This is a genomic window from Paenibacillus taichungensis, assembly GCF_003287275.1.
In the GTDB taxonomy this organism is placed as follows: Bacteria; Bacillota; Bacilli; order Paenibacillales; family Paenibacillaceae; genus Paenibacillus; species Paenibacillus taichungensis_A.
The window spans coordinates 248,739-271,320 of record NZ_QEVW01000014.1; the positions used below are offsets into that span (position 1 = coordinate 248,739).

The window sequence follows — 22,582 nt, forward strand, 5'->3', positions numbered from 1 at the left end:
AATTGGATGTATAGCGTAAAACCAGGATTTATTGTTCATGCTTTGCTTGCAAAAGAAGGACTGCCTCCACCGTCGGTAAGCTTCCTGTGCCACCAATGCCAAGTGTGGAAAGAGCCCCACATGCATTGGCAAATCGCAGCAGTTCATCGCTTCGCATCCCAAGCAAGTATCCATATATGATTCCTGCGTTGAAACAGTCTCCTGCTCCTGTCGTATCGACGGGGGTCAAAGTGTAAGATCTGGCCGATATTTTACTTTCGTCCAGTTCGCGTAGCGTAGCCCCTTTTGACCCTTGTTTGACCGCTACAATTCCTGCCACAGCAGGAAGCATGGAATCAAGCACTTGGGTTACCCCATCGGCAGGGAAAATGTGCAGCAGTTCATCCTCGCTGGGAATAAACAAATCAGTCACCGTCAGTAGTGCACTTATGCCCTCACGGTCCCATTGATTGGATACATCCCAACCGGTATCAAAAGATGTGCTGATTCCATCTGCCCGCAATCTTGTAAAGAGTTCTCGCCAATGAGGTCTCATTCCATCCTGCAAATAATAGGAACCAAAATGAAGATGTGTGGCCTGCTGCAACAGGGATTCCGGGATATAATCCGGTGTTAACAAAGGGATACTGCCAGCGTAAGTTAACAACCCGCGGTCATCGGGTGTGGAGAGCGACAGAGTTACACCTGTCTTGATGCCAGATAATCGGGTTACATGCTCTGTATTTACGCCCATACGCTGCAGCTCAGCTATACAGAATTTTCCGAAATCGTCATCTCCCACTACGCTTACGAATCTCACATCCGCTCCCAGGCTTGCCAGCGCACAGGCCGTAATTGCTGATGAGGAACCAAGTACTATTTCGAAGCCATCAACCATTTTCTCCCGATTCCATTCCGGCATGACATCCGTTCCCGATACAATAACATCTACATTTAGCTCGCCAGCGATGACAACAACGGGACTTGTTTGCTGTCTCTGCATCATTTCAATACCGGAACAAAGCCCCGTTCCGCCTCATACAGTTCATCGAACATACTTCCGATCTCCTCCAGGGAGCATACGGCAGCAGTTAGCGGGTCCAGCATCAGTGCATGGCGAGCCATTTCCATGTCACTCCTCCGCACAGCTTCCACAGCCAGGTCAAAAAAAGCCATGTTCGAGCGGCACAATGCGGCCAAATGCTCGGGCAGTCTTCCAAAGCGACAAGGCTGAACGCCTTTCCCATCAACGAGACAGGCCACTTCCACCACACCATCAGCCTGCAAATTTTCAATCAATCCCCGGTTAGGAACGTTACCATAAATGACCTTCGGCTCATTCTTCAATACTGCTTCAATGATCATGGCTGCATATTCATTACTGGATTTCAGCTCAAGCGGTGCCGTTCCCTCAAGCTGTGAAACGATCTGCTCATCATTCTCTCTCCGCCAGATCGGCCAGTTGTCAGCGTAGAATCCCGTGGCTCCGTTATAACCTGAGTTGCAGTGCTGGTCGATCAGCGATTGGCTTTTACGGTAATACGGGATATACTCCGAGAAATGGCCGCTCGATTCCGAGACGAAAGCACCCAGGTATTTCATCGCATCAAAGCGGACCGGGTCCTGCCGCAGCAGCTCAGGAGTTTGAATTTTCTCTAACAGAACCGGATACAAATCCCTTCCGGCATGGGACAGCTCCACAAACCAGGACATGTGGTTAATGCCGCCGGCTTTCCATGACATCTCTTCATATGGAACTCCGGCATATTCGGCCAGTTGAGCCGACGTGTTCTGGATGGAGTGGCATAGTCCCACTACCGGAATATCCGTAATGCGGGAAGTCAGGAGTGTAACCGCAGACATCGGGTTGGTATAGTTTAGAATGATGCAATCTGGGCAGAGTACTTCAATGTCCCGTACGATTTCCATCCAGCTGGGAAGGGTACGGAGTGTTTTGAACAATCCTCCGGGTCCCAGCGTATCGCCAATGCACTGCTTTACCCCGTATTTCAATGGAATTTCATATTCATAACGAACCGTCTCCAGCCCGCCTACTTCAATTTGGTTAATCACGAACTGTGAACCGCCGATAACCTCTCTGCGATCCGTAGAGGCAATCACCTCCCACGTCTTACCTGTCCGTTCCACGATCTGAAGCACCAGCCTGCGTGCCAACTCAAGCCGCCGCTCGTCGATATCAACCAGGGCAATCGTGCCACCCTCCAAACCTTCAATCAGCAGAATATCCATAGCGATCTCTCGTGTGAATGCACTGCCTGCTCCAATAATTGAGATTTTAGTCATAACTCTTCTCCTCACCCGTTATTTCATGCCCGTCATAGCTAGGCCTTTAATAAATTGCTTCTGGAAGATCAGGAACATTATAATAACCGGTATTGTAATCAGTACTGCAGCTGACATAACGACGTTGTAATTGACCTGGTGCGTTCCGTTAAAATAGACCAATGCCAGCGGAACGGTCATCTTGCTCTCATCATTCAATACAATCAGTGGCCACAGGTAATTATTCCAGGAGTTCATAAACGTGAATATTCCCAGCGCTGACAACATCGGCAATATAAGCGGCATAACGATGCGAAGCATCAGTCTGAATTCCCCTGAACCGTCCATTCTTGCTGCCTCGAGCAGCTCCTGTGGAATCTCTTCTATGAATTGTTTAGCCAGAAATACGCCGTAGGAGCTGACCAGATTGGGTAAAATAATTGCCAGCAAATGGTTAACCAATCCAAGCTCAGCCGTGATCAAATACGTGGGAATCATAATAACCTGAAAGGGAATCATCATGGTTGCCAGGATTAGAATAAACATCAGTTTCTTGCCTTTAAACTGATGTTTGGCAAAGACATATCCGGCTAAAGCGCTAGTAAACAAGGTGACCACTGTTATGATGACAGAAGTCACAAGACTATTCAGCAACCATGTGACAAACGGCGCCTCGCTAAAAACCGTTCGGTATCCGTCCAGACTCGGCTTACTTGGAAAAAAACCGCCGGAACCCGAGACGATGTCCATGTTACTTTTCAGTGATGACAGCACCATCCAGACATAAGGCAAAAGCATAACACAAGCTATAATTGTAAGTACTGCGATAGTAAACCCTTCCCACAGGCTGATTTTACGCGGCATCTACTTTTTCTCCCTTCTCTCTCAATGTTCCCATTGCGTGCGTCCCCATCGAAGTTGCAGCAGGGTCACAAGCAGGATGATCATTAGAAACACGGTTGCCATAGCCGATGCGTACCCCATATTGGAGCTGGAGAAGGCCTGTTCATAGATTTGCAGGGACAGCACTCGTGTTTCGTTAAAGGGTCCGCCCTTGGTCATAATCTGAAATTGTGGGAAGGCCTGAAAATAGGAAACAACTGTCGTGATGGAAACAAACAGCAGCGTTCTGCGCAGCAGTGGCAGTGTGATGTGAAGAAAGACATGCCAGCGGCCCGCCCCCTCCAGCGTTGCTGCTTCATAGTACATATCCGGAATGGAATCGAGACCGGCAATGAAAAGAACGATATTATAGCCGATATCAGCCCACAAGGTCATCATAATAACGGAATAGAGCGCATAATGTGGATCACTGAGCCACTGGATCGGGGCCATATTCACCTTGGCGAGAATCATGTTGAACAAGCCGTCATTGTAATTGAACATGGTATTCCATACGATAGCCGTTCCCGCCAGCGGAGCGATCGTGGGAAGAAAGAAGACAGTTCGAAAGCCATTTTTAAGCCAAGGGATGCGGACTCGCTGAATCGCTGAAGCAATCAAAAGCGTAATAACAATGTTGATCAATACGGCGATAAATACAAATTTGAAGGTTACCCACAGTGACTTCAGAAAGATGGAATCCTGGAACATGCGAATATAGTTTTCCGCCCCCACAAATATCGCGTTTGAGCTGAGCGGGTCATACTTGAATGCGGACAAGCCCAGGCTCCATGCGATGGGAAGGAAGGCAAACACCCCGAACAGAAGCAAGATCGGTACGAGTGAGATGATGATGAACCTTCGTTTTGCCCTGTAAGCTGTTGACTTTACCGCTGGGTTAACCTTGTCCGCCTTATTGGTTGATATAGCAGTACTCATGCCCCAGCACCCCTATCACTTATGTTGATCCTGATTATCATTGATCGTCTGTTCGATATTCGCCAATCCGTCCTGGACACTCTGCTGTCCACTGGCCATCAGTTGGAAATTGTCGTTAACCTGCTTGAAGAAGAAATCCCGGTCGGCTATCGGGCCGATCCATTGACCTAACGCCAATATAGCCAGCGAAGGCTTTAGATGAGGATTGTTCTTCAGGAATTCCGGGTTTTCGGCAATTTCTTTTTTGGCAGGAACGGTAAAGGTGTCCGTATTCCAGGTCGTGAGGTTCTCTTTCTCCGAGATGAATTGGATGAAATCGAGCGCGGCCGCCTGCTGTTTGCTTTTCTTAGACACCGCAAGACCCCAACCGGATTCGGCAGCAAAAACGGGTGGATTTTCCGTAAAGGAAGGAACGGAAACGTATTCAAAATCATCAACCTTGTAGTTGTTCTGTCCCGCAGCAATCGTCCAGGGACCACGATAGGTCATGGCTGATTTGCCCTGAAAAAAATAGTCAGAGGTATCCAGCTCACCACCAAACGTGGTTAAATCCGCAACTTGGTCATCGGCCACGAGCGAGACCAAGGTGGACATCGCTTTCTCTGCTTCCGGTGAGTGGAAGTTAACATGTCCGTCTTCACCCATAAAACTTGCACCTTGCTGCAAAATAAGGGATAAGAATGTAAACGTAATATTGTCTGCCGATACAAAATCGAAGCCTTTGACTTTGATGACATTGTTCTCACGGACAGTCAATTTTTTGGCGTAGTCCACAAGCTCTGTCCAGTTGGACGGTGCGTGATCGAAACCTTGGTCTTTGAGCATTTGCGGGTGAATCAACATGCCGCCATTCTCAATGTTGTACTCAAGTGGCAAACCGTATAGCTTGTTGTCTCGCAAATATCCCCCAAGGGGAGCATCATAGTACTCTTTTTTTACATTTTCACTATCAGGGATTTCGACAAGCAGATCGTTCTTGGAATATTCGGGCACCCACGTACCGAAAAATTCAGCAATATCGGGTGGTTTCTTCGCGGAGAATGAGGCTTTCAGCTTCTGGCTGTATACATCATATGGAAAGGTCTGATACTCAATCGTTACATCGGGGTGTAAGGTCTGGTATTTGGATATTAATTTCTTGTATGCGCCCACAATGGCGTCTTCCTGATGACTCCAAAAGACCAGATTTACCTTTCCTTGCGGGTTTGCGGATGTATCGCCGCCTGAAGAGGAGGAGCTGGAACAGCCCGCTTCAGCGAATACAACACAAACCATCGCAAGGATCAGCATAAACTTGGAAAAATGCATTCGCATATCCTCCCTTGTCCTGCAAATTTGCCAGCATATGAAGGGAAGGGCGTTTGAGGATTGCGCGTATTTATATAGAAGCAATGTGCTCTGTAGTTGTATGTATGGCAATCTGATGCTCCCGGCACGCCTGCTCAAACCAACCTTCCGGCTGTTTATTCGTAATTACCCCCGTCACCTGCGTTAAAGGAGCAATGGTAAACAAAGCACTTTTCTCAATTTTGCTTTGATCGAATACAGCATAAACCTCGCTGGATCGTTCCATCGTTAATTGGGCTATACGGGCTTCAAGCTCGGAATGCATCGTAAAGCCGAAATTCTGCGTTACTCCGTCCACCCCGAGAAACATTTTCGTAATGTTAATTTTGTCGATCACGCTTTCCGCCAGCGGACCGCATAACTCGTAGCTTTTAGACCGCATAACACCGCCAATGACGACGACCTGAATTTCTTCGGCATCAGCCAATTCATAAGCGATATTCACCGCGTTGGTGACAATCGTAATATTACGCTGCTTTTTGAGTGCTTTCGCAATAAAGAACGTTGTTGTACCTCCCGTCAGGCAGATAATGTCCCCCTCTTTAACAAGGGCTGCCGCTGTAGCGGCAATCCGTTCCTTATCCATCCGTCGGAAATCGCGTTTTGCTGCAAAAGGCAGCTCCGATACCGCCGACGTCAGACCCCCTTCATATATGGCTCCCCCGTTTGTTCGAATAATCTCGCCCGCTTTTTCAAGTACGTCCAAATCCCGTCTTGCGGTTGCTTCCGAGCAGCCAACTGTTTGGACAATCTCTTGCAGCGATATTTTTCCATGCGATTTAATCAGTTCCAGTGTTTGTGCTCTGCGCAGTTCACCCTTTGAATATTGCATAAGTCTCTCCTTTAATATGTCTGGGCCTGCATGATATCCGTTAACTTCAGCCCGTGCTAGCTCTATTGTGTAGGATGAAAGGATGGATTGCAATATGTCGACGTGAACTGCATCCCATAAGAAAAGCATCTCTCTAACGGTTATTCATGAGGGATAAGAGGCTGATTTTCCAAACCTTCAACCATCATAAAGGTATAATTTGCACCTGATGTTCGTACTCCTCAAAGAGAACATAGTCGATGTCTCCTGCTTTGGAAGACATTGCATTCGCAGCGGCAGCCGCGATAGCCGTACGCAGTTTGGACTCGGGCGATTCGCCGCGCTCCCCTGCATATGCCATGCCGGCAACAAAGGAGTCTCCGCAACCTACCGTATTCACAGGTTGAATGGATGGCGGCTTCGCCAGATATGCATTTCCGTTTATAATAGCCAAAGCACCGTCACTACCGAGTGTTATGCACACTTCGTCAATGCCTTGATGCGCCAACCTGTGCGCTGCACGGGCCCATCCATTTACGTCTTTCGGCTTTTGCCCCAGCCATTCGGCCAGTTCCAGCTCATTTGGCTTCACGAAATGGGGCGTTGCACTCAGCCCAATGCTGAAACTTGTTCCACCAGTATCCAGAAAGGCTCTCGTGCCTGCTGAACGGACAATACAAATCAATTCTGCGTACAATGTGTCCGGTGCACCTGGAGGTAAACTTCCAGACATCACAATTGTACTGGACTGGGTGGCAAGCTCCTGTACTTTTTTCTTGATCGCTTCAACTTCAGCTTCTGACATATTTGGACCCTGCCCAAGCAGCTCGGTAGAGCTACCACTGGAATCATCCACAATGTTGAGGCAAACTCGTGAGTCTCCCGCTGATTGGATAAAAGCAGTCCGTATCCCTCGTTCAGTCAGATTTCTCTCAATAAATACACCGTTATTGCCGGCAATAATGCCTGTAGCTGTGACTTCACCGCCGAGCTGCCGGATCACCTTGGCTACGTTATTGCCTTTGCCACCTGGCTCATTAACCTGTCTTGTCACCCGATGCACTTGGCCTACGCCAAACTTGTCAACGTACAACGTCCGGTCGATGGCCGCATGGAGTGTGACTGTGGTAATCATCGGACTACGCCGGCTTTGCCAGTGCTTCCGCATAACCGTATTTTCTCCATGGCAAGCCGTTTAACCGCTTCCTTCGCTGGAGCCATGTATTTGCGTGGATCATTCTCTTCCGGATGGATTACAAATACATCTTTGATAGCTTCGGAAAAAGCAATACGCAGCTCTGTGGCTATGTTTACCTTGGACATCCCCAGTGCAACCGCCCGATGAATCTGTTCAGCTGGTATACCCGAACCACCGTGCAGCACCAAAGGAACCGATACTCGATTCGCAATGGTTTCTATTCGTTCAAAATCTATGTTCGGCTGTCCCTTATAAATACCGTGTGCGGTTCCGATTGCGGGAGCGAGCGTAGTTACGCCGGTGCGTTCAACAAACTGCACGCAATCTTCAGGATCTGCCAGGGAAGCATCGTGTTCATCGACGACAATATCGTCCTCAACGCCCCCGACCTTGCCAAGCTCCGCCTCCACGTTCACGCCAGATGCCTGTGCAACCTCCATCACTTTACGGGTTAGGTTCACATTTTCTTCAAAAGGGTACATGGATGCATCGATCATAACGGAGGTATAACCTGCTCGTATGCATCGGATAATTGTCGAAAAATCAGTACAGTGATCCAAATGAAGTGCGATGGGGATATCCGTCAAGTCCGCTGCGGTTTTGGCCGCATGGGCAATGTAATCCGGACCCAAGTGGTTGACTGTGCCCACCGTAGTTTGAATAATGAGTGGTGACTCGGTTTCTACAGCCGCTTCAACGACAGCCTGAAGCATCTCCAGGGTATGAACGTTAAATGCAGCGATGGCGTATTGGTCCCTGCGAGCTATTTGCAGCATTTCAGTGGACGAGATCAGTGGCATATCCATTCCCCCTCTTAAGGTTTCGTCACTTCCTGCTTCAAGGCTTCAAGTTAATTAACACCTTCTATCAGGATACATGGCGATGATTCGATCTATCCTGCACCTCCCTTCACGGGTCAGATGAGATTGGGAAACATTTGAAAATTTCTAGCTTGTGATCATAATAATCCTTTAATTTGATTAAATCAATCATTATTTTGGAAATCTATTGCAATTTACAGGGATATAAAGGCATAATTATGATTAACACAATCAATAAACTATATAATTGATCGAAAAGATCAAAAACTGAACTTATCAATCTAAATCATTCCCGGGAGGTATTTTTATGAGTTTGACGTATCATGAAGTAAAAGAACAATATAAGGCATTGCAGCAGACCTACAACTATTTACTGGCCAAGCGCACGGAATTTACTGCCTTTGTCCAAGCTCAAGCGATTACCTCCGTAACCTTCGTTGGCGCCGGGTCCAGCTATTGCTTGAGCGAAACGGCCGCTTTTTCCTTCCGTTTGCGTGCTGGCCTGCCTGCAATGTCACTTGCTGCTGGTGATCTCATGCTCCATGCAGACCGCTATCGTCCCATGCTGGAGGGCAGCCTGATCATAGCGCCGTCACGATCTGGCAGTACGAGTGAGGTCGTTGAAGCGTTACGTTTACTCCAGTCCGATCAACGTATTCCTTTATTAACGATTTCTTGTGTAACGGACTCGCCGTTATCCAAAAGCGCCGATTTCCCTCTAGAACTGCCCTGGGCTTTTGACCATAGCGTTTGCCAAACCCGCACAGTGACCAATCTGTATGCAGCCAATCTCCTTCTTGCCGCTTTTCTTGCTGGTGATGAGGAGCTGATTATTGATATGCAGGAAGCGATTCATCAAGGTGAAGCCTATATGGCACGTGTAGAGGACAGCATCCGCCGCGTCTCCAACTTCAATTGGACGAACGCAGTCCTGCTCGCAGACGGTGAACTACAAGGGCTGGCAGCCGAGGGTGCCATCGCTCTGACCGAGATTGCCAAGACGCAAGCCCACGCATACCATCTTCTTGACGTCCGGCACGGGCCGATGGTCACTGTAGGTTCAGATACACTAGTGATTGCTGCCTTGTCGGACAGCGGTATTGAGCATCAGCGCAATCTGTTGAGGGATATTAAGGAGCGTGGAGCCACCATTATTACGTTTTCCGACCGGACGATGGACATCCCGCAGGAGTTCATTGACCTTGAAATCACAACTGATCGTCCGCTTAATACAGCGGTAAGAGGTATCCCTTTCATTTTCATCTCGCAAATCGCTGCTTTGGCTAATGCCGAACGCCATGGTATTAACCCGGATCAACCGGATGGGCTGGTTGCCTGGGTCAAGCTGTAAAAAGAAAGGTTAGTTCTTCCGATCAGCTTGGACGTTTCGAGCAAGGGTAATTTCAGAGGAAAATCCTAAGACTTCTATTCGAGGCAGAATAGAAGTCTTTCAATTGAAGGTCAAGAGTGAATTTATACACCCAGTGAGATAATTAGGCAAACATTTGATATGAATGATATAACGCTAGAATTATGATTCGGTACATAATAAAGATATTAAAAGGAGGGCTTTTAACATGGAAAAAGTAATACTTAACAATGGTGTAGAGATGCCCATTATGGGTTTTGGTGTTTTTCAAATTGCAGATCAAAATGAATGCGAACAAAGCGTTTACGATGCCATTATGGCAGGATATCGCCTGATTGATACAGCTGCTTCATATCTGAATGAAGAAGCCGTTGGTCGAGCCATTAAACGAAGTGGTGTGGCAAGAGAAGAGCTATTTATCACTACGAAGCTTTGGGTTCAGGATACGGGTTATGAAAACACTAAAAAAGCATTCGAAAAATCTCTGGAACGCTTGCAGTTGGATGTGTTGGATCTGTATTTAATTCATCAGCCTTTTGGCGATGTATACGGCTCTTGGCGAGCTATGGAGGAATTGTATCGTGAAGGAAAGATCCGTGCCATAGGGGTAAGTAACTTCCAGATGGATCGTCTGATCGATTTAATCATTCATAATGAGGTAGTTCCTGCGGTAAACCAGGTGGAAACACACCCTTTCAATCAACAAATTGAGAGTGCTGCATTTATGAAAGAGAATCATGTTCAGATTCAATCGTGGGCTCCTTTTGCTGAAGGTAAAAATAATCTGTTCCAGAATGAATTGTTGGTATCCATCGCGGAAAAGCTGAATAAATCCGTTGCTCAGGTCGTTTTACGCTGGTTGACACAAAGAGAAGTCGTTGTCATTCCGAAGTCTGTTCGTAAAGAAAGAATTGTGGAGAATTTTGATATCTTTGATTTTGAATTAAGCCCAAATGATATGGAATCAATTACTGCTTTAGATACGAAGCAGAGTCTGTTCTTTTCTCACAATGACCCAGAGATGGTAAAATGGCTCGGTACCCGTAAACTTGATATCTGACCCTTTCTAATTATAAAAGTCGCCATTTCTGGCGACTTTTTGTGTTCATCCGAATCCTTGTTGGATAAATCATCCTAGCTAAGTACACATTATGAACATCTCATATTGGACAAGAGGTGTCTCATGACCCAACCCCACACTACTTTTTCTGAATTAAAGAAAAACATCTCCTATGTGGAGCAGTCCCTTTTTCAAACTGATGATCTGAATAAACAATTTATCTCGTTACATGGTGTCGAGGGTGTACTTCTCTATATTGAGTCACTCGTGGATCAGGAGATCATACAGACACATGTATTAGCCTCGTTGTACGACCACTGCAATCCTGTAGACCATCCCTTATTTACCACATTGGGTAGTCATCTGGAAACGGATCTGCAAAAAGCCATAGATTCACTCATTCAAGGAAAGTGCCTCTACATACTGGATGGAGCTACCGAGTTTTATATTCTTTCTACAGAGAAAATGTATGCCCGTACAACGACGGAACCGGAAAACGAAGGCGTTATTCGAGGTGCGCATAATGGATTCATTGAGCAGCTTTCCGTCAATTTGAATCTGATTCGCAGACAAATTATTAGTCCGTCATTAATAGTTCGTTATTTTAATGTGGGTGAGAAAACCCGTACCAAAATTGCTGTCGTCTATCTACAGGATGTAGCCAATCCGGAGTTGGTGGATAAAGTGAAAGAGCGAATTTTGTCCATTACCTCAGATATGGTTCTGGCACCCGGATTTATTGAAGAGCTCATAGAGGATAGCCCATTCTCCTTGTTCCCGCAACAGCTGAGCACTGAAAGGCCAGATCGGGTTATTGCCAATCTGCTGGAAGGGCGTTTAGCCATTCTTGCAGAAGGCAGCCCTTCAGCCCTTATCGCTCCCGTTACATTTTTTGCATTTTACCAGAGCCCGGATGATTATCACGGTCGGTGGATGGTAAGTTCATTTTTAAGATTAATTCGAATGATGAGCTTTATCATTGCTTTCACGTTGCCTGCTGTTTATATCGCAACCATCTCCTTCCACTCGGCCATTTTACCGTTGGAGCTGGCACATACAATCAAAAAATCTTTGCAGAACATCCCGTTCCCTGCTCTTATTGAGGCAATGCTGCTTGAACTAATATTTGAAGTATTGAGAGAGGCCGGAGTGAGACTGCCCAGCCGCGTGGGTCAAACCATCGGTATCGTTGGCGGTTTGGTTATTGGAGATGCCATTGTTCGTGCAGGCCTTGTATCCTATACGATGATCATCGTTGTATCGTTAACTGCCATTTCCTCCTTTCTCGTGCCATCTCATGAGATGAGTTCAGCAGTACGTATTCTTCGTTTTCCAATGATGATTGGCGCAGCGATCTTTGGATACATTGGTATTGCTTTTGGACTGGTATTTCTTACAATTCATCTGTGCAAGCTGGAAACCTTCGGTTCTCCCTATTTTGCGCCGGTGGCACCTTTTCGACTAGCCGACATGAAGGATGTATTCATTCGTTTTCCGATCTGGGCGCTTCGTCAACGACCTCATGATGCCAGACCACAACAATTGAAACAGCAGAAGTTCTCTAGGAGTTGGAAAAAACGTGAATAAAGATATTACGATCACTCGGGGACAATTATTTTTCCTGATTTTGAAATTCGAGATCGGCGTGGATATTTTGTCACTCCCTTATCGCATCCATCTTCTATCCCATGGCGCCGGGTGGATCTCTGTTTTCCTTGGCGGTATTTTGATCCAATTAATCATATTCATGTGCTGGATGCTCATGCGGCGTTTCCCTAGCTCTTCCATATATGAAATCACGACCCTGATTACCGGTAATGTGATTGGAAAAATTCTTACAATCGGCTACATTGGATATTACCTGTTCATGGGTACTTCTGTGCTGGTGAACGCTTACGGTGTTATTAATCGCTGGATGCTGCAGGACACACCCAGGTGGGCCATACTGTCCCTCTTTCTGTTCAGCAGCATTTATCTGGTTCGTCAAAACCTGCGAATTATTGCGAGAGTGCTTGTACTGATTTCGTTTTTGGTTATACCCATGATGGTTTTGATCAGTTATGGACTCAAGAAAGTTAATTTGCTGTATTTGCTGCCTTTGGACGAAGCAGGCTGGCCCAATATTATAAGCGGCTCAACCGAAACGTTAATGGCCATGTTTGGATTTGAATTTTTCCTCGTTGTGTATCCCATGGTAGAAGGCAAAAGTACGGGTAAGCTCAAATCCATTGCTGCAGCAAGTGCAGTCGTCGCTGTGCTGTATTCGTTCAGCGTGTTCATATGTTCAACGGCATTCAGTCCCCAGCAGCTCGATATGATGCCTGAACCTGTTATATATCTGCTCCGTTCCATCCCGCTCGGGACAATGGATCGGGCCGATTTTCTGTTCCTCCCGATTTGGTTAATCTCCATTTTCGGCGCGATTTGCGGTTATTATTATGCTGCTTCCTATGGTTTAGGTTATCTTTTTAAACAAAAAAACCATAAAAAAGCCGTGCCGTATGTCGTCATTGCATCTTGCATCATTGCCTACCTGCCACAGCAGCAAGAAAATCTCGAGATGGTTAGTACGGATGCCAACAAATCAGCCTACCTATTTCTCATCATTCTTCCTCTTTTGTTGCTGATCCTGTCTTATATATTGAGACGAAAGGAGAAGACGATATGAGAAAGCGAGGAACGGTCCTTGGAATGCTGACACTACTTATGCTGTCGACAGGCTGCTGGGATCAGGACAGTCTAAAGGATGCAAGATTAGCTAATGCTTCTGCGTATGATATAACTTCTGAGGGTGAAATCAAGCAAACTCTCGAAATTGTCGATGATTTTGAAAGTGAACAAGGCAACAGCGATAATGAAATTCATTCAGGTACGGGGAGATCTGTTCGTCAGAGCACGGATCGAATTCGGGCCAAAGTCACTGGGGACATTCGTTTCTTCAAGTATGGAATGATTCTATATGGTAACAAACTTGCACAAAACGATATTTATCCCTATTTGGACGTCTTATATCGGGAACCTGATTATCCAACCTCACACGTAAAAATAGGCATCGTTGATGGCGCAGCCGGAGATTTGTTACAACAAAAAAGAGTCGGCAGCATTTTGATTGGTGAGTTTATAACGAAAAAGATTAAAAGTCTGGAGGAATTGTGCATTTTCCCCGAGATGACGTTGGAAACCCTGCTTCCACCCATGCTTGACCCAGGTCAGGATTTTGCGCTGCCCTATCTTTATCAGGACAGAGAAGAGATTGCTGCACGGGGGATTGCCCTGTTCCATGATCAAAAGTTCACCGGGAGTCTGAACACGGAACAAGGGCCACTTTACGTTATTATGAGCGGGAAATGGAATAAGGCTGCGCGCTTTGTCAAAAAGATACACTCCGGTCCTTCCAATGATCCGAGAAATTACGTTACTTATGAAGCAAATACGGAAAAAATTAAACGCAAGCTGAACGTAAAGGTGGGTAACGACAGTCAGATTGATGTGAGTCTCCGTGTAAATCTTCCTGTTACTATTGTTGAATATCCAAGAGATCATCTTCAGGAAAAGGGTACGATTGAACGTCTAAACCGTCAGCTATCGGAAGCCATGACCCGGGATGCTGAGGTAATTATCCAGACACTACAGCGAAGTGGATGTGATTCATTTGGTATTGGAAGGCAGTTAATTGCACATTATCCGGACTTGTGGAAACAGTTGGATTGGAACAAAGAATATGCTCAGGTTCGTTTTCACCCGGAAGTGAAGGTCAAAGTGGTCGGAAGCGGTGTATTGAATTAGCATCAAACGCAAAGAGCCGTAGCAATATACGGATTTTTTGCGTTTGATGAAGCAAATCAGTTATGGTTCAACGATAATTTCTTCTCGTGTACAACTTTATTGATTTAAAATAGGTATTTCCCCCAGCAGGTTTTTCAGGTTAATTGCATCCCATGGCATGTGCTCGGTTATACCTAACCCCACGACATCTGTTTCTTTCGATATTTCTTTAAGTAGATGCAGGAGCTGAGGGATTTGCAAGCTTCCCGCAGGAGAGAACATATAAGGTCCTTCAGGATTCGCGAATAGTAAGGAGCGAAAAGCTTTGGGATCCAGCACATCCAGATCCAGGTGAACAGCCAGATGCTTAATGCCGCTTTCTTTAATCCACTCTTTGATGGATGCTGTACTTTTCGTTAATTCTTCGGCTCCGGCAGTTTTAATGCCAAGTCTTTGAATCATTTCTGTATCTGATTCAGCAGTTGTTATACCCAATCTTTCAAATGCTGCTGAGATTACTTCGCTTTCCTCTTCTGTAGGTGTTGCCAACCCCGCGATAAAGACATTTTCAGGTTTTAGAGGGATTTTTACATGTTTTGCAAACTCCTCATCCCCTTCTCCCAAAAGATTTCCTAGTGGTAGCGTATGTCCGTTATCATAACCCACGTAACCAACCAAATCACTGTGCGCATCGATCCAAATCAATCCTAATTCTCCATTATACCGTTCATTTAAATAGGCAAATGGGGCTTGTTCGACCAAGCAATCCCCACCAAACATGACGATGCGGTCAGGCATGTGAGCATGAATAATATGCTGGGCCGCTTCCAGTTGTTCGATGAGTTGTTTTCTCCCATTGACACCATCCTCGTTTTCCAGTGGAGTTCCATCATATGCTCGTACAGGTACTTGAATCATTGGTTGATCATTATCAGGAGCCAGCCAGGCAAGCAGTTCCGCCCCAAAAGAGTAGTTAGGATTATTCCCGCCTTGCCACTGTGGCATTAACAGACGTATTGTTTTTTGATTCATGTTTTTCTCTCCTTTACTTCAAAGTAAGGTTAGTATAAACTGAACGCAAATCAAAAAGTAGTACGCACTATTATGACAGGTACTACCCGAAAGGATAGCATAAATATGAGCATGGCTGAGTATCAGGGTAAGGTTAAACATATTCAAGATACGCCGTTTGGCTACACACTGTCTGTCATTGGCGGTAAATGGAAGATGGTCATTATTTATCTTTTGGCAGAAAACCAACCGGTACGCTTTAATGAACTGAAAAGACAAATTGGAGCAATTACATTTAAAACATTGAGTTCACAACTCAAAGAATTGGAAGCGGATGGTATGGTCGAACGGAAAGAGTATCCTCAAGTCCCACCTAAAGTCGAGTACAGTCTGACCAATAAAGCAGAAACGTTATTGCCCGTTCTGGAAGGTTTGTGCGAGTGGGGAGTACAAAATCAAAGTGAAAGAGATGTGTTGGAGGATGATTAACTTTAGAAATAAAACCTATCGCTGTACATCGGAAATTGTCATGAGCTTACTTAGCGGCAAATGGAAGATTTCTATACTCAATCACTTAACAAAAGGTTCCATTCGATTTAATGAGCTACAGCGACTTCTTCCTGATGCAACCCAACGCATGATTACGATGCAGCTTAGAATGCTTGAAAGTGACGGTCTGATTATTCGTAAGGTCTATCCGGTTGCACCGCCAAAAGTAGAATATTATTTGTCCGATCTGGGTGAGGAACTGGCCCCCATGCTTCAGATGTTGTGCAAGTTTGGCACGACTTATATCGAGAAATTCCCCGACGAAGTATCTTGCGACAATGATGACTCTCGCCGCGACATCGCTAATGTAAATTAAAGTAGTCTTCATTAGACGGCAGCAGCTGTGTACGAATACGCTGCCGCCGTCATATCATCTGTCACGAATGGTTTAAGGCACTACAACACCAGAAATTGCGTTCCACACCCCTTCCCGGAAACCAAAGCTGCTTCCAGCTCCTCTTGATCTCCTTTGTCCAATAACACCACATTTTCAGGATACAGCTTGCCTAACAAAGCCCACTGTACAAGTTCATTCCCACCTGTTGAAATGAAATGGACCCCAGCGTCCGTATTTGTCACCAACCCGGGATGCGACAGAATGTCTGCTACCTGATGAATGCTGGTCGATGTTCGCTCCACGGCAGTATCCTTGGAATGGTTGTTTTGTTCAGGCCGATATGAAAATCGATGCCCCCTGAAAAGCTGACCGAGATCTACAGTGAATGCGTGACCTTCCCTCTCCAAACTGAAACGCACCGTTGTTCGATCTGAATCTGTATTCGGCAGCAACCGTGCGACAGATGGAGAATCAATGTTGGCTTCTGCAACGCGAAGGTGATCTTTGCTGCCCGGTATACCCGCTCCCGCTTCCCTACGTGGTGCAGCATAATAATCGTCATATTCGTATTCGAATGAGATGGCAACTAAATCTTGTGTATCTTCAGTCTCAATGGTTTGTACCGGATGCCACTTCAGAAGATAACGTGAAGCAGTACCAGCCGACTCTCCCAAGCCAGCTGGAAATACGGTTCCTAGAGAATATTGAAAACCATAACCAGCAGAGGTCAAACCCGAGCTAACGACACTCTGTGCATATTGAACAATCGCCTTGTGAGTTAATTCCTTCCCGAGCAATTGAGTTAAAAAGATCTTACGGGCAGGCTCCAGAAAACGTAATCCTTTGAATTGCGTGTGTTCCTTGACTTCAAAGGGTACTTGTTCCCAATTGGCAAAGGGAAGTAATGCATCCCGCAGCAATACAAATTGGTGCAAGTATTCATTATATAGCTGCATAACTTTTGGTCCCCCAGCGGGTCCCCAAACCTGAGCTATAGCTTCCGGTATCAGAGTATGACCGTAGCAATGACTTCTAAATTCCAGCTCTCCAAGAGTTTCCGGCCCATATTGCGCCAGTGCCCTCTTTTCAGAATTAATCTCTCGTGCCCAGAGAACCAATTGTTCACCAATGCGTGCAGCCTGTGCCGTAATTTCAACACCCGCTTTATCCTTCAAAGCCAAAGGTCCAAGCGGTAGTGATGAAAGATCACCGGAGATTGCCAAATTGGCCTGAAGGCTGTCCAATAACACCGAAGGATTACCGTCTATCGGTTCGCCAAGCTGAACCAGTATGGCTTCAAGCAGTTTATCCAGCTCTATGACGACCTCTTTTGCTCTATATATGCCGTCAGGCAATTTCCAATTCAAAGCCGCATTCTCTCCTGTTCTAATCGAGTCCTGTGAATATGTGCCAATGAGATACTCCACATCTATTGCGTTTCCCCATTCGATACGTTTATCTTTCAAGTGAAGTTGATACGCTGGCATTTATTCCACCCCTTCAGTACGATTTATATATTGAACGACAATTCAACTTGCCCTTCGAATGTTAGATTATCAGGTGTCCTGATCGCTGAATAGTACGCACTTTTTTGTATGATCCGATCATTTTTGTGTCGTAGGATACTTTTTGATCCTGCAAAAACAAAGAATCGAATGGTACGATTTTTTAACAAGTTTTCCATCCTGTGCTTGTAAAACGAGCTTGCAGGTACAGTAGAAAAAAGCCGCTGTTAGGCGACTCTCCAAGTAACTCCTTCTTTCTCGAATCTTATGCTATATGTTATATATCTAGACTTCATTAAAGCTTCGCATGACGTCTACAAAATGATCGACTTGCGAGGACTGATTGCTGCGCAGCCAGCAGATTGCCAAAGTTAATTCAAAACTTGGTTCCGTGAGCGGGATAAACGTAACGTCATTCTCAAACATTTTACTCATGCATCCAAGTACAAAAGCGACACCGATGCCCGTGGCTACGAGACCGACTACTGCTTGGTCACTTGCCGCTTGCTGCACAATATGGGGTGTGAACCCAGCCTGGCGACATAAAAGAATAAAGGAGTCGAACAAGGCTGGCGAATCATTCCGATTTAAGATAACGAAGGATTCATTTTTTAAATCTGCGAGAGTAATGTGTTGTTTATCCGATAAAAGATGTTTTTTGGGCAGAGCTACGACGAGGGGCTCCTTTGAAAATGGAAGCCAATTCATGCTGTGTTCACTATGCTTGTCATTTAGATCAACTGAAAAACCAATATCTATTTCGCCCTGTAACAGTTTTTGCTCCACTTGATCGGATTCCATCTCTTGCATAACAATCTCGACATCGGGATAGAGCTCACGATAAAGCCGTATAGCACTTGGCAAAACGGTATATAGCATAATTCCAAAATAACCGATGGTCAGCCTTCCTCTTCTGCCGGTTTCTGCTCTTTTGGCTTCGTCTATCCCCCGTTGCAAATGCTTGAAAGCGAGTTGGACTTCTGCTAATAGTGCCTCTCCAGCCATAGTCAATTCGACTTTGCGTGTTGTTCGTTTGAATAGCTTGAGGTCAAGCTCATTCTCTAATTGCCCAATTTGGTGGCTTACCGTCTGCTGGGAAGCATGCAAACGTTCAGCTGCACGGCCAAAATGCAATTGACTGGCAACCTCCACAAAATATTTTAATTGCTGAAGCTCCACTTTCTTGTCTCCTTAACGATTCTAATAAGTTTTTTAAAGTTATTATACTATTTGAATTGTTAATCAACAAAATATCCGGTGTATTTCGAGTAAATAAACCTCCTTATACTTAGGTAGTGGATGAAACGAAAAAAAAGAAACCACATCAATAGGAGGCAATAAAATGATATCAGAAGGAAGTAGTTCAACGAAGACAGATTTGGATTTAAGCTCTATAAAACGAGGGCCTATTATCATAGCCTTGATCATAGGAGCATTTGTAGCGATATTAAATGAAACATTGCTTGGTATTGCATTTCCGGATTTAATGAAGCAATTCGAAGTAGGAGCGTCCACAATTCAATGGCTATCCACTGTCTATATGCTGATTATCGGTATACTGGTACCCGTGACAGCCATGCTTCAGCAATGGTTTACCACACGACAGATGTTTTTATCGGCGATGCTACTCTTTTTGGTAGGTACAATAATTTGCGGATTTTCCGGTTCTTTTCCTGTACTTTTAATTGGACGAATCATTCAAGCATCGGGTACTGGATTACTGATTCCGGTTATGATGAATACCATTCTTATTATTTTTCCACCAAGCAATCGTGGTGCGGCTATGGGCATGATGGGTCTCGTTCTCATGTTCGGTCCAGCTATTGGTCCTACCTTATCAGGTCTTATTATTGATTCCTTATCATGGCATTGGTTATTTTTCCTTGTTATTCCGTTAGTCGTGGTTTCCATTGTGTTCGGATTTATGTATTTGGAAAATGTTTCTGATATTACAAAACCGAAGGTTGATCTGTTATCGATCTTACTCTCAACAATCGGTTTCGGTGGTATCGTTTACGGTTTCAGTACAGCCGGCGAAGTATCATGGTCAGAACCAGAGGTCATTTGGACCATTGCTACAGGCTTCGTATCCCTTATCTTGTTCACCTGGCGACAGCTGGTCGTCAAAGAACCCATGATGGATTTGCGGGCATTCAAATATCCGATGTTTGCTCTAACTGTCTCTCTAATGATCGTCATGACAATGACACTCTTCTCGACAGCGCTTATATTGCCACTATATATGCAGCAGGCTATGATGATGACAGCCTTGGCAGCAGGCTTGACATTAATGCCGGGAGGTATCGCCAATGGAATCATGTCTCCAATCTCTGGCAAGCTTTTCGATAAATTTGGACCGAGAGTGTTGATCCTACCTGGACTTGTCATTACAGCTGTTTCCTTATTCCTGCTATCCAGAGTTGATCTCGGAACGAGTACAGGAGTATTAATTACGCTTCACATCATTTTGATGATTGGCATCTCCATGATTATGATGCCTGCACAAACGACTGGGCTTAATCAACTTCCCAAGAAGCTTTATCCACATGGCACTGCCATTATGAGTACGTTACAGCAGGTTTCGGGAGCAATCGGTACAGCATTGTTCATTAGCATATTTTCAAACGGAACTAAAAAATATTTGGAATCCTCCTCAGATCCCATGGCACCTGCCGAAGCGATAAACGGATTAGTGAGCGGGATGCAAGTCGCGATTCAGGTTGCTTTTTTCATTAGTCTTCTTGCTTTGTTGCTAGGATTCTTCGTTAAACGTACCCAAGCTCCTGATGAAGCTCAAGTGGGACATGATCAACCGATGCATTAGAAGGAATACAACAGTCCAAATAAGGGATGCCAACGCTAATCTACATTAGCGTGAGCATCCCTGTATGTTCAACGATTTAATTTTCAACGTATGAGCCTGGGCGTACTGCAATAGTATAGTTAGAATACTTTTGATTATTTCGACTATTCTCCGCGAGCAACACGAAAACCCTGATCCGGACCAAAACCATTTGCATCGAATTTGCCTCGAAAAGCGATCTCGTTATTGTTAACACCACCGATCCAGCCTCCGCCTTTTACAACCCGAAATGAAGCAATTTGATTCTCAGCATCGCTATACCAGTCCCAGCACCATTCTCTTACATTGCCAGACATATCGTAGATACCAAGCTCGTTGGGCTGTTGGGTACCAATCGATTGGGTTTTGTTTTTGTTGCTCTCTATGGCAGGCCAGTTCCAGTCTCCAGTTAAAATTTTGTCCCCGGCGTTCTTCCAATACCATGCGACTTCGTCAGCTTTGTTGCTGCCGCTGTACGTGTAATTCTTGCTCTCCTGACCTCCGCCTGCAGCATATTCCCATTCCGCTTCTGTAGGCAGTCGGTATCCGTTAGTTCCCTCATTGATGGTTACTGTCCATTTTATATTATCGTTATCATTCTTATTATTCAGGTCTTGGGTATTCTTATCGATGTTGTAGTGCGGCTTTAAGCCCTCTTTTATACTTCTTTGATTGCAATACTCTACCGCGTCATACCAACTCACCATTTCTACCGGTAATTGATCACCTTTGAATCCGGAGGGGTTATTTCCCATCACATCTTCCCACTCTTTTTGAGTTACCTCATATTTCCCGATATAAAAGTTCGACAGAGTCTCATTTCTTCCAGCAAAATTGGACTTATTGTTTTTAAACGTTCCACCTTGCACGAATACAAGGTTATCCTTCGGTTCGGGTTTATCCTGCGAACAAGCACTAATTACTAGCATTGTTGCTATTAAAAAGAACATTAATAGCTTTCTCATTGAACGATCTCCTTTAAGCTAATGGGAAGATATGGATATGATGCCGTCCATTCGCATCCGGCAACATCGAAGACCGTTTTTCTGACTGAAACGGCCTTCAACATATCCGGAATGATGGTAGAACTGAAGAAAGAACATTGAGCCTGTCCCTAATGTATAAAAATCTGATTTACTTTCATTAAACGGAAGATCGTGGATTGCTTACCACACCGTTACGTTGGAACTTCCACTACTTTGATATCCTTCTGTCGCTAACACCTGGTAAGACCAACTGCTACCCAGATTCATTCCTTTGCTTGCCCATGCGTTAACATGGTTGCTGAAAGTAATTGCGGAGTTAACCCCGGTCGCTCTCTTCGACTGTCTTACGCTCCAGTACTGGGCAAAGGTTTGTGTGCCATCAATGGAAGGCGCATTATATCGCATCGTTGTATAGATGTCATAAGTGCCTCCATCACTGTTGACAGTTCCTTTAAACGTTCCTGTTGGTCGGTATGTGCCCCAACTATCTACAACGTAATATTCAATGAGTGCATTTCTCGTCCACCCGTAGAGCGTCAAATACCCATTGCCAGATGGTGCAAAGACACCTGCATTATAGTTAATTGTCCGGTTTGGAGATCCAACATTCCAGCCTTTACCAACAACAAAATTCCCCGTATTTTGCCATGTCACGCTGTAATTTCCGCCCGATCCATTCACAGCATTAACCGTGCCGCCCCCATCGGTCCAATTTTGCCAATAATCTGTCGCTGCACTTGAGGTTGCTGCAAACACGCCAAAACTCATGGAAGCCGCAAGAATGACCGTCAACATTTTTTTGCTAAATTTAAACATACTCTACCTCCCAATATGGTTTTATTTTCACTATCGACTGCTTTCGTCTGATTCTCGGTTGAAGTTCTCTATTGCCATTTGA

21 protein-coding genes are annotated in these 22,582 nt (G+C 45.3%); 8 read left to right on the plus strand and 13 right to left on the minus strand.

Features of this window, described 5'->3' with window-relative positions:
* Positions 1-28 precede the first annotated feature (28 nt).
* The 8 genes from DC345_RS21055 to fba all read right to left on the minus strand — a co-directional run bounded on the left by DC345_RS21055 (position 29) and on the right by fba (position 8,239).
* Positions 29-982 (minus strand): carbohydrate kinase family protein, encoded by a 954-nt coding sequence (locus DC345_RS21055; protein ID WP_181586676.1) that lies wholly within the window; start codon positions 980-982, stop codon positions 29-31.
* Entirely contained in the window at positions 982-2,283 is a 1,302-nt protein-coding gene (gene melA, locus DC345_RS21060; RefSeq protein WP_113054761.1) for an alpha-galactosidase, read from the minus strand. Before melA ends, DC345_RS21055 begins: the two co-directional genes overlap by 1 nt.
* Positions 2,284-2,301: 18 nt before the next feature.
* Positions 2,302-3,126: a carbohydrate ABC transporter permease gene (locus tag DC345_RS21065; protein ID WP_113054762.1), complete on the minus strand. Its 825-nt coding sequence runs from the start codon at positions 3,124-3,126 to the stop codon at positions 2,302-2,304.
* Positions 3,127-3,147: 21 nt separating this feature from the next.
* The gene (locus DC345_RS21070; RefSeq protein ID WP_113054763.1) at positions 3,148-4,083 is read right to left on the minus strand and encodes a carbohydrate ABC transporter permease; all 936 of its coding nucleotides are present in this window, start codon (positions 4,081-4,083) and stop codon (positions 3,148-3,150) included.
* Positions 4,084-4,098: 15 nt separating this feature from the next.
* Complete coding sequence (locus tag DC345_RS21075) at positions 4,099-5,391, minus strand: ABC transporter substrate-binding protein (protein WP_113054764.1); 1,293 nt, start codon at positions 5,389-5,391, stop codon at positions 4,099-4,101.
* A gap of 70 nt (positions 5,392-5,461) precedes the next feature.
* Positions 5,462-6,262 carry a DeoR/GlpR family DNA-binding transcription regulator gene (locus DC345_RS21080; protein ID WP_113054765.1) on the minus strand — a complete coding sequence of 267 codons (801 nt, stop codon included), beginning with the start codon at positions 6,260-6,262 and terminating at the stop codon, positions 5,462-5,464.
* A 184-nt stretch (positions 6,263-6,446) separates the two neighbouring features.
* Entirely contained in the window at positions 6,447-7,376 is a 930-nt protein-coding gene (locus DC345_RS21085) for a 1-phosphofructokinase family hexose kinase (protein WP_181586677.1), read from the minus strand.
* Positions 7,373-8,239, minus strand: coding sequence for a class II fructose-1,6-bisphosphate aldolase (gene fba, locus DC345_RS21090; protein WP_113054767.1), 867 nt, complete (start codon positions 8,237-8,239; stop codon positions 7,373-7,375). The genes DC345_RS21085 and fba overlap by 4 nt, the downstream gene beginning before the upstream one ends.
* A 328-nt stretch (positions 8,240-8,567) precedes the next feature.
* On the opposite strand from fba, the gene DC345_RS21095 reads away from it, so the two are divergent.
* The 5 genes from DC345_RS21095 to DC345_RS21115 all read left to right on the plus strand — a co-directional run bounded on the left by DC345_RS21095 (position 8,568) and on the right by DC345_RS21115 (position 14,475).
* A complete protein-coding gene (locus DC345_RS21095; RefSeq protein ID WP_113054768.1) occupies positions 8,568-9,611 on the plus strand; it encodes an SIS domain-containing protein in 1,044 nt (347 codons plus the stop codon).
* Positions 9,612-9,837: 226 nt separating this feature from the next.
* Positions 9,838-10,689: an aldo/keto reductase gene (locus tag DC345_RS21100; protein ID WP_113054769.1), complete on the plus strand. Its 852-nt coding sequence runs from the start codon at positions 9,838-9,840 to the stop codon at positions 10,687-10,689.
* Between the two features lie 123 nt (positions 10,690-10,812).
* Positions 10,813-12,276, plus strand: coding sequence for a spore germination protein (locus DC345_RS21105; protein WP_113054770.1), 1,464 nt, complete (start codon positions 10,813-10,815; stop codon positions 12,274-12,276).
* On the plus strand, positions 12,269-13,357 hold the full coding sequence (locus tag DC345_RS21110; RefSeq protein ID WP_113054771.1) for a GerAB/ArcD/ProY family transporter: 1,089 nt from the start codon (positions 12,269-12,271) through the stop codon (positions 13,355-13,357). Before DC345_RS21105 ends, DC345_RS21110 begins: the two co-directional genes overlap by 8 nt.
* Complete coding sequence (locus DC345_RS21115) at positions 13,354-14,475, plus strand: Ger(x)C family spore germination protein (RefSeq protein WP_113054772.1); 1,122 nt, start codon at positions 13,354-13,356, stop codon at positions 14,473-14,475. The genes DC345_RS21110 and DC345_RS21115 overlap by 4 nt, the downstream gene beginning before the upstream one ends.
* Positions 14,476-14,571: 96 nt before the next feature.
* Here DC345_RS21115 and DC345_RS21120 read toward each other — a convergent pair whose 3' ends face one another.
* Entirely contained in the window at positions 14,572-15,486 is a 915-nt protein-coding gene (locus tag DC345_RS21120; RefSeq protein ID WP_113054773.1) for an arginase family protein, read from the minus strand.
* Positions 15,487-15,591: 105 nt separating this feature from the next.
* On the opposite strand from DC345_RS21120, the gene DC345_RS21125 reads away from it, so the two are divergent.
* On the plus strand, positions 15,592-15,954 hold the full coding sequence (locus DC345_RS21125; RefSeq protein ID WP_113054774.1) for a winged helix-turn-helix transcriptional regulator: 363 nt from the start codon (positions 15,592-15,594) through the stop codon (positions 15,952-15,954).
* The gene (locus DC345_RS21130) at positions 15,947-16,330 is read left to right on the plus strand and encodes a winged helix-turn-helix transcriptional regulator (protein ID WP_113054775.1); all 384 of its coding nucleotides are present in this window, start codon (positions 15,947-15,949) and stop codon (positions 16,328-16,330) included. The genes DC345_RS21125 and DC345_RS21130 overlap by 8 nt, the downstream gene beginning before the upstream one ends.
* 80 nt (positions 16,331-16,410) lie before the next feature.
* Here the strand turns inward: DC345_RS21130 and DC345_RS21135 are convergent, their stop codons facing one another.
* Positions 16,411-17,838 carry a hypothetical protein gene (locus tag DC345_RS21135; protein ID WP_113054776.1) on the minus strand — a complete coding sequence of 476 codons (1,428 nt, stop codon included), beginning with the start codon at positions 17,836-17,838 and terminating at the stop codon, positions 16,411-16,413.
* Positions 17,839-18,141: 303 nt separating this feature from the next.
* On the minus strand, positions 18,142-19,035 hold the full coding sequence (locus DC345_RS21140) for a LysR family transcriptional regulator (RefSeq protein ID WP_113054777.1): 894 nt from the start codon (positions 19,033-19,035) through the stop codon (positions 18,142-18,144).
* Positions 19,036-19,198: 163 nt separating this feature from the next.
* On the opposite strand from DC345_RS21140, the gene DC345_RS21145 reads away from it, so the two are divergent.
* Positions 19,199-20,680: a DHA2 family efflux MFS transporter permease subunit gene (locus DC345_RS21145; RefSeq protein ID WP_113054778.1), complete on the plus strand. Its 1,482-nt coding sequence runs from the start codon at positions 19,199-19,201 to the stop codon at positions 20,678-20,680.
* Positions 20,681-20,823: 143 nt separating this feature from the next.
* On the opposite strand, the gene DC345_RS21150 is transcribed toward DC345_RS21145, so the two are convergent.
* Positions 20,824-21,663, minus strand: a complete 840-nt coding sequence (locus DC345_RS21150; RefSeq protein ID WP_113054779.1) for a formylglycine-generating enzyme family protein — start codon at positions 21,661-21,663, stop codon at positions 20,824-20,826.
* Positions 21,664-21,864: 201 nt separating this feature from the next.
* A complete protein-coding gene (locus tag DC345_RS21155) occupies positions 21,865-22,500 on the minus strand; it encodes a glycoside hydrolase family 11 protein (protein ID WP_113054780.1) in 636 nt (211 codons plus the stop codon).
* Positions 22,501-22,582 lie beyond the last annotated feature (82 nt).